The 16,032-nt window shown below is 70.1% G+C and carries 12 protein-coding genes; 9 read left to right on the forward strand and 3 right to left on the reverse strand.

The window, feature by feature from the left end; genetic code table 11:
- Positions 1–94: 94 nt before the first annotated feature.
- Complete coding sequence (locus ACIP6U_RS38020; RefSeq protein WP_401727270.1) at positions 95–1,822, reverse strand: lytic transglycosylase domain-containing protein; 1,728 nt, start codon at positions 1,820–1,822, stop codon at positions 95–97.
- A 317-nt stretch (positions 1,823–2,139) separates the two neighbouring features.
- Between ACIP6U_RS38020 and ACIP6U_RS38025 the strand changes: the two genes are divergently transcribed.
- Entirely contained in the window at positions 2,140–3,009 is an 870-nt protein-coding gene (locus ACIP6U_RS38025) for a DUF4184 family protein (protein ID WP_401727271.1), read from the forward strand.
- On the opposite strand, the gene ACIP6U_RS38030 is transcribed toward ACIP6U_RS38025, so the two are convergent.
- Together ACIP6U_RS38030 and polA are read right to left on the reverse strand one after the other, a co-directional pair.
- Positions 2,966–3,247: a hypothetical protein gene (locus tag ACIP6U_RS38030; protein ID WP_401727272.1), complete on the reverse strand. Its 282-nt coding sequence runs from the start codon at positions 3,245–3,247 to the stop codon at positions 2,966–2,968. The genes ACIP6U_RS38025 and ACIP6U_RS38030 overlap by 44 nt on opposite strands.
- 336 nt (positions 3,248–3,583) lie before the next feature.
- Positions 3,584–6,310: a DNA polymerase I gene (gene polA, locus ACIP6U_RS38035; protein ID WP_401727273.1), complete on the reverse strand. Its 2,727-nt coding sequence runs from the start codon at positions 6,308–6,310 to the stop codon at positions 3,584–3,586.
- A 188-nt stretch (positions 6,311–6,498) separates the two neighbouring features.
- Here polA and ACIP6U_RS38040 point away from each other — a divergent pair, with 188 nt between their 5' ends.
- From ACIP6U_RS38040 to ACIP6U_RS38075, 8 genes are all read left to right on the forward strand, one after another.
- A complete protein-coding gene (locus tag ACIP6U_RS38040; RefSeq protein WP_401727274.1) occupies positions 6,499–8,778 on the forward strand; it encodes an FdhF/YdeP family oxidoreductase in 2,280 nt (759 codons plus the stop codon).
- Between the two features lie 59 nt (positions 8,779–8,837).
- The gene (locus ACIP6U_RS38045; protein WP_401727275.1) at positions 8,838–9,326 is read left to right on the forward strand and encodes a PaaI family thioesterase; all 489 of its coding nucleotides are present in this window, start codon (positions 8,838–8,840) and stop codon (positions 9,324–9,326) included.
- 75 nt (positions 9,327–9,401) lie between these two features.
- Entirely contained in the window at positions 9,402–10,124 is a 723-nt protein-coding gene (locus ACIP6U_RS38050) for a hypothetical protein (protein ID WP_401727276.1), read from the forward strand.
- Between the two features lie 224 nt (positions 10,125–10,348).
- A complete protein-coding gene (locus ACIP6U_RS38055) occupies positions 10,349–11,566 on the forward strand; it encodes a branched-chain amino acid ABC transporter substrate-binding protein (RefSeq protein WP_401727439.1) in 1,218 nt (405 codons plus the stop codon).
- Between the two features lie 147 nt (positions 11,567–11,713).
- Positions 11,714–12,643, forward strand: coding sequence for a branched-chain amino acid ABC transporter permease (locus ACIP6U_RS38060; protein ID WP_401727277.1), 930 nt, complete (start codon positions 11,714–11,716; stop codon positions 12,641–12,643).
- Positions 12,644–12,648: 5 nt separating this feature from the next.
- Entirely contained in the window at positions 12,649–14,439 is a 1,791-nt protein-coding gene (locus ACIP6U_RS38065) for a branched-chain amino acid ABC transporter permease (RefSeq protein WP_401727278.1), read from the forward strand.
- Positions 14,440–14,444: 5 nt separating this feature from the next.
- A complete protein-coding gene (locus ACIP6U_RS38070) occupies positions 14,445–15,308 on the forward strand; it encodes an ABC transporter ATP-binding protein (RefSeq protein WP_401727279.1) in 864 nt (287 codons plus the stop codon).
- Positions 15,305–16,021, forward strand: coding sequence for an ABC transporter ATP-binding protein (locus ACIP6U_RS38075; protein WP_401727280.1), 717 nt, complete (start codon positions 15,305–15,307; stop codon positions 16,019–16,021). The genes ACIP6U_RS38070 and ACIP6U_RS38075 overlap by 4 nt, the downstream gene beginning before the upstream one ends.
- Positions 16,022–16,032: the final 11 nt, after the last annotated feature.

Here is a 16,032-nt window from a genome sequence, read left to right on the forward strand (position 1 = left end):
CAACGGGTGGGCGAGATGAGAACAGGTTCTACGCATCCAACAACGACGGCGCCCCTTCGGCGAAAGGGCGCCGTCGTGGTCGTACCAGGGGCCGCTAGGAAGCGGCGCTCTCCGACGCGCTGGGCGACGGGCTGGGTGCGGGAGACGTCTCGGCCGGTGCCGCCACCGTCAGTTCGACGGTGAGGGTGGCACCTCCCGCCGTGGTGATGCGGAGCAGGTAGGTGCCGGCGGTGTCGTCCGCGTAGAGCTTGGGCAGCTTGATCAGGCCGTTCGCATCCGTCGTCAGGCCCGTGAGGGTGCGTACGGTCTTGCCGTCCGCGTCCTTGAAGTAGGGGCCCTTGTCGTTCTCGGTGGCGTCGTCCGCCGACTTGATGAGGGTGGCGGTGGCCGCGACCTTGCCCGCGACGGCGTCCTTGTAGGTGGCCTTCACCTCGACCTGGTCGGCGAACTCGCCACCCGGGACGCAGGTCAGCGCGGTGTCGCTGGTGCGGGCGAGGGTGTCGGCGACGCGCTCGGTGACCGTGGCCTTGTAGTCGAGGGCGGTGACCGAGCGGCCGACGACCGTGGCGCGGACGGTGAAGTCGCCGGTCTTCTCGCCCGCCTGGAGCGCGGGCGCGACGGCCACGCCGGAGGTGTTGGTGACGACCGTGGCGACGCTCTCGCCGCCGGTGAAGGTGGCGTCGGTGGTGCCGACGACGGTGAACCGGACCCGGACCTTGGCGACCGTCTTGCCGGCCTTGGTCTCCGCCTTGGTGCTGATCTTCTGGGCGAACGCCCCGCCCGCCGTCGCGGTGAGCTTGGCGGTGCCCCCGTCCTCCAGGTGGTCCACCGTGTCGGTGGGCGTCTGCGGAGGGGTCGTGGGCGGGGTGCTCGGGTCGGACGGCGGCGGTGTGCCGGGGTCGGACGGCTTGCCCGGGGTCGAGGGCGTCGACGGCGTCGAGGGCGTGGAAGGTGTCGACGGCTTCGGGTCGGGCTGGTCGTCGTCGCTGCGGTTCGACGGGACGGAGCCGGTGCCGTCCGGGATCTCGTGCGTGCCCTTGCGGTAGTACTCCAGCCACGACAGGACCGTGTTCAGGTAGTCCTGCGAGTTGTTGTAGCTGAGGATCGCGCGCTTCAGGTCCGCCGATACCGACAGGTCCCAGCTGTAGCGGCACAGGTAGTGGCCGGCGGCGAGGGCGGCGTCGTAGACGTTGTTCGGGTCCTTGACCCCGTCGTCGTTGCCGTCGCGGCCCGCCCACGCCCAGGTGGACGGGATGAACTGCATCGGCCCGACGGCCTGGTCGTACGTGCTGTTGCCGTCGTACTGACCGTTGTCGGTGTCCTGGATGAGCGCGAAGCCGTTGCCGTCGAGCTGCGGTCCGAGGATCGGGGTGATCGTGGTGCCGTCGGCGGTGACCTGGCCGCCGCGGGCCTGGCCCGACTCCACCTTGCCGATGGCGGCGAGCAGTTGCCAGGGCAGGTTGCAGCCGGCCTTGGACCGGGCCAGCTCGTCCGCGGCCTTCTTGTAGGCGTCCAGGACGGTCGCGGGTATGCCGGCCTCGCCGTCGCCCTGCACGACCGGGGTGCCCACGGTCGGACTCGGCGACGGGTTCGGGCTGTTGAGCGGCGGCAGGTCCGTGTAGTACGGCGAGTTGCCGGTCGCGCCGCCCTCGTCGGAACCGGTGGCTTCGGGCGAGGACTGGGCGTCGGCGGCGCTGGTTCTGCCGTGGTCGTCGGCCGTGACACCCGGTGCCTGGGACGCGGACAGCGCCGCGACCACGACCGCGGCGACCGCGGTGGTCGCCGCTCCCTTGCGCAGCCTCATACCGAATTGCGCCGCCATAGAGTGAACCAGCCCCTCCGGTGGACGCGCCCGTGCGTCCGTCGCTGTCTGCCGCGGGCCTGTTGGGCCCACCCTGTTGTGACGATCAACCCGGTGCGTCGGTTGCCCTCGTCACGGATTTCGGTGCTTTTCTCACCTGTTTCGACCGCGCTCCCCCGAGTTCCATCGGCACGCCGACCCAGGCGACCCTACGACAACTTCTTTTGCACCGGCACCCGTTCGTGCCCGGTTTTCACCGGTTGGCCATATGCGGTTGGCGCCTTGTTGCCGCCCGCATACTGGACCGCAGCGACCACCCCGGCCGACCAGGAGTTCCTTTGCCGTTCACCTTGAGCCACGCGGCCGCCGTACTGCCCGCCGTGCGCGCCGACGGAACGGGTCGGGGCCGACTGGTTCCGGCCGTGCTCGTGGCCGGTTCCTTCGCACCCGACATGACCTACTACGCGGCGAGTGCCCTTCCCGGGGCAATGGAATTCGGCGAGTTCACGCATTCCTTCACGGGCGTCCTCACTTTCGACGTCCTGGTCTCCTGGACGCTGGTCGCCCTGTGGCTGCTCCTGCGCGAACCGCTGGTGGCCCTCCTTCCCCGGTCCCGCCAGTCCCGTCCCGCCGCTCTCCTCCGGTGCGGCGCGCCCCACGCGCGCGTGCGACCCGCCCTGGTGGCCCGGTGGTACGTCTCCGCCGCGCTCGGCGCGCTGACGCACGTCGTGTGGGACGCGTTCACGCACCACGACCGCTGGGGCGTACGGCTGCTGCCGGTGCTGGACCGGGAGTTCGGGGGCTCGCCGCTGTTCTGGTACGTCCAGTACGGCGGCTCACTGGTCGCCGCGATCATCATCGGCGCGTTCCTGCTCCACGCGCTGCGCCGGATGCCCGCCGCGGCCGGACCGACGGGCGTCCCCGCCCTGTCGGCGCGCGACCGGTGGTGGGCCGGCGCCGTGATCGGCGGCTGCGCGCTGGTCGCGGCGGTGCAGCGGGCGACACGGTGGTGGGCGTACTGGGGCTCGACCGCCAAGCCCTGGGAACTGATCCCGACGGTCTGCTTCGGCGCGGGCGCGGGGCTCGTGCTGGGGTTGCTCGTCTACGCCGTGGGGGTACGGGTGTGGCGGCCGGCGCCGGACGCGGAAGGCTCGGTGGGTGTGCTCACGGGGTCGAGTCGTCGGGGCGGCGACCGGCGAGCCGGATGAGGTGATCGCCCAGCAGGCCGGCCCAGAGCCGCCAGGCGGACGGTTCGCCCGAGCCGGTACGGGCGTCGAGGCCCGCTCGGGGCAGCCCGCGCCCCAGGACCAGGCCGGGTTCGGCAGGAATCCGGGCGGTGCTCGCGTCGGCCGCGAAGACCGGGACCGAGGTGAATGTCGGGCGGGGGCGCGTATCGGTGCTCGCCTGCGCTGACGCCGTCCGGCGATGGAGCGTGCGTATACCCATGCCCGCATCCTTGCGGGAGGTCGGGGAGAGGGGCGCTTTTGCGGGGGCCACGTGAGTGACGGGCCCTGGCGGGGGGTGCGTGAGTGAAGTCGCCCGCGGGGCCACGTCCGCACGGCCCGCGGGGACACCGCCGAAGCCCCGCCCCGACCCGCCACCGAAGCCCCGCCCCGAGCCTGCCGCCGAGGCCTCGCCCCGGGAGCCGGCTCGGCCGCTCGGCACGGATGGCGACCTCACGCGCCACCCGCACCCCGCACCCGACCCCGGCCCCGGCCCCTGCCCCTGCCCAGCAGCACGGCCCCGGACACCCGCAGCCCCCACCTACCGAACCGCCGGAGGCTAATGCGCTGCCGACTCCCAGTCCGGTCCCACGCCCACCGACACGTCCAGCGGGGCCCTCAGGTGGACGGCGTCAGCCATTTCGTGGCGGACGATCTCCTCCACCGCCGTGCGCTCGCCGGGGGCGATCTCCAGGACGATTTCGTCGTGGACCTGGAGGAGCATGCGGGAGGTGAGGTCCGCCGCGCGCAGGGCCTTGTCGACGTTCAGCATGGCGATCTTGACGATGTCGGCCGCGGTGCCCTGGATCGGCGCGTTCAACGCCATCCGCTCGGCGGCCTCGCGGCGCTGGCGGTTGTCGCTGTTGAGGTCGGGCAGGTAGCGGCGGCGGCCGAAGAGGGTCGCCGTGTAGCCGGTCGCTCGGGCCTCGTCGACCGCGCGGCGCAGATAGTCCCGTACGCCGCCGAAGCGCTCGAAGTAGGTGTCCATCAGGACCCTGGCCTCGCCCGCGTCGATGTTCAGCTGCTGCGAGAGGCCGAAGGCCGACAGACCGTACGCCAGGCCGTACGACATCGCCTTGATCTTGCGGCGCATCTCCGCGTCGACGTGGTCCTTGTCGACCGAGAAGACCTGCGCCGCCACCGTGTTGTGCAGGTCCTCGCCGGAGGTGAACGCCTCCAGGAGGCCTTCGTCCTCGGAGAGGTGGGCCATCACGCGCAGTTCGATCTGGCTGTAGTCGGCGGTCATCAGCGACTCGTAGCCCTCGCCGACCACGAAGCCCCGACGGATCGCGCGGCCCTCGTCGGTGCGGACCGGGATGTTCTGGAGGTTCGGGTCGGTCGAGGAGAGGCGCCCGGTGGCCGCGACCGTCTGGTTGAAGGTGGTGTGGATGCGGCCGTCCGTCGCGACCGTCTTGATCAGGCCCTCGACGGTGACGCGGAGCTTGGCCTGCTCGCGGTGGCGGAGCATGATCACCGGCAGCTCGTTGTCCGTCTGGCCCGCGAGCCAGGCCAGCGCGTCGGCGTCCGTGGTGTAACCGGTCTTCGTCTTCTTCGTCTTGGGCAGGCCCAGTTCACCGAAGAGGACCTCCTGGAGCTGCTTGGGCGAGCCCAGGTTGAACTCGTGCCCGGCCGCCGCGTGCGCCTCCTTCACCGCCTGCTGGACGGCGCCCGCGAACATCTGCTCCATGGCCTCCAGGTGCGCCCGGTCGGCCGCGATGCCGTGCCGCTCCAGGCGGGCCAGCAGGGCCGAGGTGGGCAGCTCCACGTCACGCAGCAGGTCCGCGGCACCGACCTCCTGGAGCCGGCCCTCGAAGGCCTCCCCCAGATCGAGGACGGCACGCGCCTGGATCATCAGGGCGTCGGCCTCGGCCCCCTCGTCGGTGCCGAAGGCCAACTGGCCGTCGGCCGAGGCCGCGGGGGTCAACTCGCGGCCCAGGTACTCCAAGGACAGCGCGTCCAGGTCGAAGGAGCGGCGGCCCGGCTTGACCAGGTACGCGGCGAGCGCGGTGTCCATGTCGACGCCGGCGACGCTCCAGCCGTGCTCGGCGAAGACCCGCATCGCGCCCTTGACGTTGTGGAAGACCTTGGGCTTCGCCGCGTCGGCCAGCCAGCCGGCGAACGCCTTCTCGTCGGCCTCGTCCAGCTGGGTCGGGTCGAACCAGGCGGCCGCGCCGTCGGACGCGGCGAGCGCGATCTCGGCGACCGAGCCGGTGCCCAGCGCCCAGGTGTCGACCGTGGCGACACCGAGGGTGGCGGTGCCGTGCTCGGTGAGCCAGCCGGGCAGCTCGCCGGTGGACAGGACCGTGCCGTCGACCTCCACGCCGTCCGCGACGACCGGGGTGCCCTCGGCCTCCTCGGCGCCGGGGTCCACGGCCAGCAGCCGCTCGCGCAGCGAGGGGTTCCTGATCTCCAGGGTGTCCAGGACCAGGGCCAGCGCCTTGCGGTCGTAGGGCTCGCGCGCCAGGTCGGCGACCGTCTTGGGCAGCTCGACCGTGCGCACCATCTCCGTCAGACGGCGGTTGAGCTTGACCGCGTCCAGGTGGTCGCGCAGGTTCTGCCCGGCCTTGCCCTTGACCTCGTCGACGCGCTCGACCAACTCGGCGAAGGAACCGAACTGGTTGATCCACTTCGCCGCCGTCTTCTCACCGACCCCGGGGATGCCCGGGAGGTTGTCGGACGGGTCGCCGCGCAGGGCCGCGAAGTCGGGGTACTGCGCGGGGGTGAGGCCGTACTTCTCCTCGACCTTCTCCGGGGTGAACCGGGTCAGCTCGGAGACGCCCTTGGTCGGGTACAGCACGGTCGTGTGCTCGGTGACCAGCTGGAAGGAGTCGCGGTCGCCGGTGACGATCAGCACCTCGAAGCCCTCGGCCTCGGCCTGGGTGGCGAGCGTGGCGATGACGTCGTCCGCCTCGAAGCCGTCGACCGCGAACCGCGACACGTGCATCGTGTCGAGCACCTCGCCGATCAGCTCGACCTGGCCCTTGAACTCGTCCGGGGTCTTGGAGCGGTTCGCCTTGTACTCCGTGAACTCCTCGGAGCGCCAGGTCTTGCGGGAGACGTCGAAGGCCACCGCGAAGTGCGTGGGCTCCTCGTCACGCAGGGTGTTGGCGAGCATCGACGCGAAGCCGTAGATCGCGTTGGTCGGCTGGCCCGTCGCCGTCGTGAAATTCTCCGCGGGCAGCGCGAAGAACGCGCGATACGCCAGCGAATGCCCGTCCATGAGCATCAGCCGGGGCCGGTTGCCGCCGGCGGTTTTCTCGGTCTTCTTCGCTGCTGTCTCTGCCACGCCCCCGATCCTGCCACGCCGCACTGACAGTCGGCCCCGCCCACCGCCGACGACGGCACGGACGGACGACCCCGGCCGTCCGCACGCATTGCTGGTGCCCTCTACAACGACCGGGCTCCGTCGCTGTCGCGGGCAGGTGAGAGGATCGAAGAGGTACCCGACATGTGCGCGTGTGAGGAGAGTGGGCGATGGCCACCAAGCCGCCCCAGGGCGATCCGGTCCAGGACGCCCCGAAGGTCGTCGAGCCCAAGCACGCGGCGGCGGGGCTGCCGGCGATCGGGCACACCCTGCGCATCGCGCAGCAGCAGATGGGCGTGAAGCGCACCGCGTTGACGCTGCTGCGGGTCAACCAGAAGGACGGCTTCGACTGCCCGGGCTGCGCCTGGCCGGAGCCGGACCACCGGCACGCGGCGGAGTTCTGTGAGAACGGCGCGAAGGCGGTCGCCGAGGAGGCCACCCTGCGCCGGGTCACCCCGGAGTTCTTCGCCGCCCACCCGGCCGCCGACCTCGCGACCCGCAGCGGTTACTGGCTCGGCCAGCAGGGCCGCCTCACGCATCCCATGTACGTCCCCGAGGGCGGCACGCACTACGAACCTGTGTCCTGGGAGCGCGCCTTCGACATCGTCGCCGAGGAACTGCACGCCCTCGCCTCTCCCGACGAGGCGCTCTTCTACACGTCCGGCCGCACCAGCAACGAGGCCGCGTTCCTCTACCAGCTCTTCGCCCGCGAGTTCGGCACGAACAACCTGCCGGACTGCTCCAACATGTGCCACGAGTCGTCCGGTTCGGCACTCAACGAGACCATCGGGATCGGCAAGGGCAGCGTCCTCCTGGAGGACCTCTACAAGGCCGACCTGATCGTCGTCGCCGGCCAGAACCCGGGCACCAACCACCCGCGCATGCTCTCCGCCCTGGAGAAGGCCAAGGCCAACGGCGCGAAGATCATCAGCGTCAACCCGCTGCCCGAGGCGGGCCTCGAGCGCTTCAAGAACCCGCAGACCCCGCAGGGCATGCTCAAGGGCGCCGCGCTCACCGACCTGTTCCTGCAGATCCGCATCGGCGGCGACCAGGCCCTGTTCCGGCTCCTCAACAAGCTGATCCTGGAGACGCAGGGCGCCGTCGACCAGGCTTTCGTCGACGAACACACCCACGGCTACGAGGAGTTCGCGGAGGCCGCCCGTGCCGCGGACTGGGAGCAGACGCTCGCCGCGACGGGCCTCACGCGCGCGGAGATCGAGCAGGCGCTCGGCATGGTGCTCGCCTCCGAGCGCACCATCGTGTGCTGGGCGATGGGCCTGACCCAGCACAAGCACTCGGTGCCGACGATCCGAGAGGTCGTCAACTTCCTTCTGCTGCGCGGCAACATCGGCCGTCCGGGCGCGGGCGTGTGCCCGGTGCGCGGCCACAGCAACGTGCAGGGCGACCGCACGATGGGCATCTTCGAGCGTCCCGCGCCGGCCTTCCTGGACGCCCTGGAGAAGGAGTTCGGCTTCGCCCCGCCGCGCGAGCACGGCTACGACGTCGTCCGGGCCATCGGCGCCCTGCGCGACGGCGTGGCGAAGGTCTTCTTCGCGATGGGCGGCAACTTCGTCTCGGCGTCCCCCGACACGGACGTCACCGAGGCGGCCATGCGGCGCGCCCGGCTCACCGTGCACGTGTCGACCAAGCTCAACCGCTCGCACGCCGTCACGGGCGCGCGGGCGCTGATCCTGCCCACCCTGGGCCGCACCGAGCGCGATCTCCAGGGCGGCGGCGAGCAGTTCGTGACCGTCGAGGACTCCATGGGCATGGTGCACGCCTCCCGGGGCCGTCTGGAGCCCGCGAGCACCCATCTGCTGTCCGAGCCGGCCATCGTGTGCCGACTGGCCCGGCGCGTCCTGGGCGAGGAATCCCGCACGCCCTGGGAGGAGTTCGAGAAGGACTACGCGACGGTCCGCGACCGCATCGCGCGCGTGATCCCCGGCTTCACCGACTTCAACGCGCGCGTGGCCCACCCGGGCGGCTTCGCCCTCCCGCACGCCCCGCGCGACGAGCGCCGCTTCCCGACCGCCACCGGCAAGGCCAACTTCACCGCCGCGCCCGTCGAGTTCCCCCAACTGCCCGAGGGCAGGCTGCTGTTGCAGACCCTGCGCTCGCACGACCAGTACAACACCACGATCTACGGCCTGGACGACCGCTACCGGGGCATCAGGAACGGCCGCCGGGTGGTGCTCGTGAACGCCGAGGACGCGCGCGTGCTGGGCATCGCCGACGGGTCGTACGTCGACCTGGTCGGCGAGTGGAAGGACGGCGTCGAGCGGCGCGCGCCGGGCTTCCGGGTCGTGCACTACCCGACGGCACGGGGGTGCGCGGCCGCGTACTACCCGGAGACCAATGTCCTGGTGCCGCTCGACGCCACCGCGGACACCAGCAACACCCCGGCCAGCAAGTCCGTCGTCGTCCGTCTGGAACAATCGACCACCGACTGAGCGTTTGCTCAGCGGCGAGCCAGATCCACCGTCAGGCGTACGAGAACGGAGCCGGCCCCATGGGCGAGCAGCAGCACGTGAAGTTCCCGCAGGAAGTCATCGACGAGTACGCGGAGCTCGGCGTCGACCTGCCGGCTCTGTTCTCCGCCGGGCACCTGGGCAACCGGATGGGCGTCCAGATCCTGGAGGCCTCCGTGGACCGGGTCGTGGGGACCATGCCGGTGGAGGGCAACACCCAGCCGTACGGGCTCCTGCACGGGGGCGCCTCCGCGGTGCTGGCCGAGACCCTGGGGTCGGTCGGGTCCATGCTGCACGGCGGCAGCTCCAAGATCGCGGTCGGCGTCGACCTGAACTGCACCCACCACCGCGGCGCCCGCTCCGGCCTGGTGACCGGCGTGGCCACGCCGGTGCACCGGGGGCGCTCGACGGCGACGTACGAGATCGTGATCAGTGACGAGGAGGGGCGGCGGGTGTGCACCGCGCGGCTGACCTGTCTGCTGCGGGACGTGCGCCCCGGGGACGGGGAGCACGTGGGCGTCGCCGGCTGAGCGGCACCGCCCGGCGGTACGGCGTCTTTCCAGCTCCGGCGCCCTGACCTACCGTTTCCCCATGGGGCTGCGGTCATGAGCGGCATCGGGCCCGTCGAACCCGTCAACGGGCCCGAGGCGGACGAGAGTTACGACGTCATCGGCACCGACGCGCCGCGCCTCACCGACCGGTTCCGGAGCCGTCGTCCCGCGAGCGGCCTCGCCGCACGCTGGGGCGCGCTGCCGCCCACGGCCCGCAGGGCACTCCTCGCCGCGGGTGTGATCGTCGTGGCCGCGGCCGGAGTCGTGCTGCTGCCCACCGCCGGCGCCCCGGACCGGGCCGAGCCGACCGAGCCCATCCCGTATCCCGCCAATGTCACCGCCTGGGAGTACCTGGGACGTGCCGCCCCGCCCGCCACCCCGACGCCTCCCGGCCCCCGGGTGACCGGCGGGCTGTTCCGGTTCGCCGTGTCCGTCGACCACGGCCCCCCGGTCACCGTGCGGGTCGACGGCGCCGCCTTTCCCGGTCTCACCGCGCACGTCACACCCGAGCGGAGTTTCACCGTGTCCGCCGGGACACCCCGGCGAATCGCCGTCGAAATATCCGTATCCGACTGTTCGGGACTGCCCCGGATCGCGGACCTACCTTTTCTTGACGTAACGCTGCGTAACACACGCGCAATACAACACCACAGCTTCATCTTCGACGGCGGGTACGCCCGGGACCTTTCCGAGCTGCTCCACGGGGCCTGCGGACCGGCAACCTTGCGACCAGGCCCGCGGCCAACCGGAAGTGCGGGTTCTCAGAATGCGGACTGAGCGGAAAATCCGCCAAAACGGCTGAGAGCCCACTTTCGCCGGGCTCGTCCCGCATCACGGCATAACAAGAAAGTCACAAGCGCGGCTACGGCGATGCCGCCGCCTACAGACGGGCTTAGAGTCACGGCCAGTCACCGCTCCATCGGGAGTTCGGTACCAGAGGCATCTGCCGCCCTCACCCAGGCGAGCGGGCTGCGAAAGGACTGATTGTGCGACAGCGTTCCTTGGTGATACTTACCTCCGTTCTTGCGAGTGGAGCTCTGACCCTCACCGCCTGCGGGTCCCGAGACGACAGCGGTGACAAGAGCGACAGCAGCACCACGACCTACACCATCGGCGTGGACGCCCCGCTCTCCGGTGAGAACTCCACCACCGGCCTCGGCATCCAGTACGGCGTTCAGGTCGCCGTCGACGACGCCAACAAGAACAACTGGGTCCCGGGCGTGAAGTTCAAGGTCAAGGCCCTGGACGACAAGGCCCAGCCCGCCAGCGGCCAGCAGAACGCCACGGCCCTGGTCGGCGACAAGACCGTCATCGGCACCGTCGGCCCGCTGAACTCCGGCGTGGCCCAGTCGATGCAGCAGGTCTTCGCCTCCGCCAACATGGTCGAGATCTCCCCCTCGAACACCAACCCCGAGCTGACCCAGGGCAAGAACTGGCAGACGGACAAGAAGCGGCCGTACAAGACGTACTTCCGCACCGCCACCACCGACGAGCTGCAGGGCAGCTTCGCCGCCGACTACGCGTACAACGGCCTGAAGTCGAAGAAGGCCTTCGTCGTCGACGACAAGCAGACCTACGGCGCCGGCCTCGCGAAGATCTTCGGCGAGAAGTTCAAGGCCGCCGGTGGCACGGTCGTCCAGACCGACCACGTCAACACCGGTGACAAGGACTTCGGTTCGCTCGTCACCAAGATCAAGAACTCCGGCGCCGACCTGCTCTACTACGGCGGCCAGTACGACGAGTCCTCGCTGATCACCAAGCAGATGAAGGACGCCGGCGTCAAGATCCCGCTGTTCGGCGGTGACGGCATGTTCGCCTCGACCTACATCGAGACCGCGGGCAAGGCCTCCGAGGGCGACCTCGCCACCTCCGTCGGTGTCCCGGTCGACACCCTGCCGGCCGCCAAGCAGTTCGTGGAGACCTACAAGGCCAAGGGCTACAAGGGTGACTACGGCGCCTACGGCGGTTACTCCTACGACGCCGCCTCGGCGATCATCAAGGCCGTGAAGGCCGTCAAGGACGCCAACAGCGACAAGCTCCCCAGCGACATCAACGACCTGCGCTCCAAGCTCGTCGACGAGGTCCAGAAGTCCGACTTCGAGGGCATCACCGGCAAGGTCTCCTTCGACGAGTACGGCGACACCGGCAACAAGCAGCTCACGGTCTACCAGGTCACCGACGGTGCCTGGAAGGCTGTCAAGACGGGCACTGCCAGCTGACCTGTCAGCCCCAGCACGTCGCACCACGGGCCGCGCGGAAGGAGGATCCCGACCGCGCGGCCCGTTTCCACACCCAGACCTTGTACACGCCCCGTGCACAACTCCACCGATTCTGTGCACACGACCCAGCGACATGGAGGCCATGCGGTGAACACCCTGCCGCAGCAGCTGGCCAACGGGCTGCTTCTTGGCTCGATGTACGGGCTGATCGCCATCGGCTACACGATGGTGTACGGCATCGTCCAGCTCATCAACTTCGCGCACGGCGAGATCTTCATGACCGGGGCCTTCGGTGCCCTCACGGTCTACCTCTACATCCTTCCCGACGGCACCAACCTGGCCGTCGCCGTCCCCCTGATGTTGATAGGCGGTGCGATCGTCGCCGTCCTCATCGCGGTCGGAGCGGAACGGTTCGCCTACCGACCTCTGCGCGGAGCACCACGCCTGGCACCGCTCATCACCGCCATCGGTCTCTCCCTGGCCCTCCAGGAACTGGTCCGCAACTTCTACCCCAACGCCGACCGCGCCCGCGCCTTCCCCGGCCTGGACGCCACGCACGACATCGGCTCCGTCACCATCAAGGACGCCGACATCTTCCTGGTCGTCGCCGCCATCGTCTGCATGTCCGGCCTCGCCTGGTTCGTGCGCAAGAGCCGCACCGGCCGGGCCATGCAGGCCACCGCGCAGGACCCGGACACCGCGCAGCTCATGGGCATCGACACCAACCGCATCATCGTCATCGCCTTCGCCATCGGCGGTCTGTTCGCCGCCGTCGCCGCGGTCGCCTACGGCCTCAAGTACGGCAGCATCGACTACCGCATGGGCTTCCTGATGGGCCTCAAGGCCTTCACCGCGGCCGTCCTCGGTGGCATCGGCAACATCTACGGGGCCATGCTGGGCGGACTCGTCCTCGGCGTCGCCGAGACCCTCGCCTCCGCCTACATCGACGGCATCCCCGGCATGGACAAACTCGGCGGCCAGAGCTGGGCCAACGTCTGGGCCTTCGTTCTTCTCATCCTCGTGCTCCTGTTCAGGCCCCAGGGGCTGCTCGGTGAGCGCGTCGCGGACAGGGCGTGATCAGCGTGACCGAGACGACCAAGACCCCGTCCACGGACACCGCCCCGCGCGGCCTGATCCCGCTGCCCCTGTCCGCCGCCCGCGCGCTCCTCCTCGTCGGCGGCGTCGCCACCGCGGTCTCCGCGTTCCTGGCCTGGACCTGGACCTCCGAGTTCCCCGGGGACCTCACGGTCACGGGCTACCCGGGCGGCCTGCAGTGGCTCACCTTCACCGCGGGCGTCCTCACGGCCCTCTTCGCGCTCGCCTCCTACGGCGTCCGCGGCCTGGGCTGGCTGCTGCCCGCCCGCAACAACGCCCCCCTGGTGCTGCTGGCCCTGGGCGGCTTCGGCACCACCTGGTACACGGTCATCGCGATCGCCTCCAAGCTCGGCGGCCTGTCCAACCTGGAGCCCGGCGGCTGGGTCGCCGCCGTCGCCTCCCTGCTGCCCGTACTCGGCGCCCTCGCCCTCCCGGAGCAGACCGGCGAGACCACCAAGGACACGCTCAAGGCATACGTCGCCAAGTCCGAGCGCATCCCCGCGCCCGCGCCGCTGTCCCCCTGGATCCAGCGGGCCGTGATCACGGTCGTGGCGGCCATCGGCCTCTTCGTCTTCGCCTACGGCATCGACACCGAGTACGGCGAGCTCTTCGTCGGCTACCTGATCGTCGTGGTCTTCACGGTCTGGGCGATGCACACCGCCGGTCTGCTGGACCGGTTCTCCCACATCGTCGCCGCGAACCGCAGCTTCGCCCTCGCCATGGGCTTCATCGCGGCCATCGGCTTCCCGTTCACCCAGACCGACGACCACTACGCCAACATCGGCGTGAACATCCTGATCTTCGGGACGGTCGCCCTGGGCCTGAACATCGTCGTCGGCCTCGCCGGCCTCCTGGACCTCGGGTACGTCGCCTTCCTCGGCGTCGGCGCCTACACCGCGGCCCTGGTCTCCGGCTCGGAGTTCTCCAAGTTCTCCGGCGTCCAGTTCCCCTTCTGGGCCGCCGCCCTCGCCGGTGCCGCCGCCTCGCTGATCTTCGGTGTCCTGATCGGCGCACCGACCCTGCGGCTGCGCGGCGACTACCTCGCCATCGTCACTCTCGGCTTCGGAGAGATCTTCCGTATCGCCGTCAACAACATGGACGGCGAGTCCGGCCCGGACATCACCAACGGTCCCAACGGCATCCCGGCCATCCCGGACCTGGACTTCTTCGGGTTCAACTTCGGCAAGGCACACGACGTCGCCGGCTTCACCCTCGGCCGCTTCGCCAACTACTACCTGCTGATGGTCCTGATCATGGCCCTGGTGGTCCTGGTCTACACGCGGGCCGCCGACTCCCGTATCGGCCGCTCCTGGATCGCCATCCGCGAGGACGAGACCGCCGCCACCGCCATGGGCATCAACGGCTTCCGGGTCAAGCTCATCGCCTTCGCGCTCGGCGCCTCCCTGGCCGGCCTCGCAGGCACGGTCAGCGCCCACGTGACGTACAGCGTGGTCCCGAACCCGTACCAGTTCGCCGGCGCCACGCCTCCGAACTCGGCGTTCCTGCTCGCCGCCGTCGTCCTCGGCGGCATGGGCACGGTCGCCGGTCCGCTGCTCGGCGCGGCGCTGCTCTACCTGCTCCCGGAGAAGCTCGTCTTCCTCCAGGACAAGTCGCTGCTCGCCTTCGGTATCGCGCTCATCCTCCTGATGCGCTTCCGCCCCGAGGGCATCATCGCCAACCGCCGCCGACAGCTCGAGTTCCACGAGACCGGCCAACTCGACGTACCAGACACCGAAACGCTCAGCGACGAGCCGGCCGTCACGAAGGCAGGGGCGTAGGAGCCATGACGACACCTGTACTCGAAGCCCGCGACGTCACGATGCGCTTCGGCGGCCTGACCGCCGTGCGTTCGGTCGACTTCACCGTCAACTCCGGTGAGATCGTGGGTCTGATCGGCCCGAACGGCGCCGGCAAGACAACGTTCTTCAACTGCCTGACCGGCCTGTACATCCCGACGGAGGGCACGGTCTCCTACCAGGGGACCGTCCTGCCGCCGAAGCCGCACCTGGTGACGAAGGCGGGCATCGCCCGTACGTTCCAGAACATCCGGCTGTTCGCCAACATGACCGTCCTGGAGAACGTCCTGGTCGGCCGGCACACGCGGACGAAGGAAGGCCTCTGGTCGGCGCTGCTGCGCGGCCCCGGCTTCAAGCGGGCCGAGCGCGCCAGCGAGGAACGGGCCATGGAACTACTGGAGTTCATCGGTCTCGCCCACAAGCGCGACCACCTCGCCCGCAACCTCCCCTACGGCGAGCAGCGCAAGCTGGAGATCGCCCGGGCGCTGGCGTCCGAGCCCGGTCTGCTGCTCCTGGACGAGCCGACGGCCGGCATGAACCCGCAGGAGACGCGGGCGACGGAGGAACTCGTCTTCGCCATCCGCGACAAGGGCGTCGCCGTGCTCGTCATCGAGCACGACATGCGCTTCATCTTCAACCTCTGCGACCGTGTCGCCGTCCTCGTCCAGGGCGAGAAGCTGGTCGAGGGCACCTCCGAGGTCGTCCAGGCCGACGAGCGGGTCATCGCGGCCTACCTGGGCGAGCCCTTCGAGGGCGACCCCGGGGCGACCGAGGCCCCGGAGAGCCCGGCCGGGGAGGCCGGCGCCGTCGCGGACAGCACCCCCGGCACCACCAAGGGAGACGTCCAGTGACCACGCTGCTCGAGGTCGAGGACCTCCGCGTCGCCTACGGCAAGATCGAGGCCGTGAAGGGCATCTCCTTCAAGGTCGAGGCCGGCCAGGTCGTCACCCTCATCGGCACCAACGGCGCCGGCAAGACGACGACCCTGCGCACCCTCTCCGGGCTGCTGAAGCCCAGCGGCGGCAAGATCATGTTCGAGGGGCAGCCGCTCAATGGCGTCGCCGCGCACAAGATCGTGGCGCTGGGTCTGGCCCACTCCCCCGAGGGCCGGCACATCTTTCCGCGCCTGACCATCGAGGACAACCTCCGGCTCGGCGCCTTCCTCCGCAAGGACAAGGAAGGCATCGAGAAGGACATCCAGCGTGCCTACGACCTCTTCTCGATCCTCGGGGAGCGGCGCAAGCAGGCCGCGGGCACCCTCTCGGGCGGTGAGCAGCAGATGCTGGCGATGGGCCGTGCGCTCATGTCCCAGCCCAAGCTGCTCATGCTGGACGAGCCCTCCATGGGTCTGTCGCCGATCATGATGCAGAAGATCATGTCGACGATCGTCGAGCTGAAGTCCCAGGGCACGACGATCCTGCTGGTCGAGCAGAACGCCCAGGCCGCCCTGTCGCTGGCCGACCAGGGCCACGTCATGGAGGTCGGCAACATCGTCCTGTCCGGCACCGGCCAGGACCTGCTGCACGACGAGTCGGTGCGCAAGGCGTACCTGGGCGAGGACTAGCCGCCCGCCCT

The sequence above is a fragment of the Streptomyces sp. NPDC088794 genome, from assembly GCF_044750545.1.
Classification (GTDB): Bacteria; Actinomycetota; Actinomycetes; order Streptomycetales; family Streptomycetaceae; genus Streptomyces.

Excerpts from the sequence above, each read along its gene's own strand:
- ACIP6U_RS38040 (WP_401727274.1), top strand. The coding sequence starts at position 6,499 with ATGGCCACCAAGCCGCCCCAGGGCGATCCGGTCCAGGACGCCCCGAAG.
- ACIP6U_RS38045 (WP_401727275.1), top strand. The coding sequence starts at position 8,838 with ATGGGCGAGCAGCAGCACGTGAAGTTCCCGCAGGAAGTCATCGACGAG.
- ACIP6U_RS38070 (WP_401727279.1), top strand. The coding sequence starts at position 14,445 with ATGACGACACCTGTACTCGAAGCCCGCGACGTCACGATGCGCTTCGGC.
- ACIP6U_RS38030 (WP_401727272.1), bottom strand. The coding sequence starts at position 3,247 with ATGGGTATACGCACGCTCCATCGCCGGACGGCGTCAGCGCAGGCGAGC.
- ACIP6U_RS38050 (WP_401727276.1), top strand. The coding sequence starts at position 9,402 with ATGAGCGGCATCGGGCCCGTCGAACCCGTCAACGGGCCCGAGGCGGAC.
- ACIP6U_RS38020 (WP_401727270.1), bottom strand. The coding sequence starts at position 1,822 with ATGGCGGCGCAATTCGGTATGAGGCTGCGCAAGGGAGCGGCGACCACC.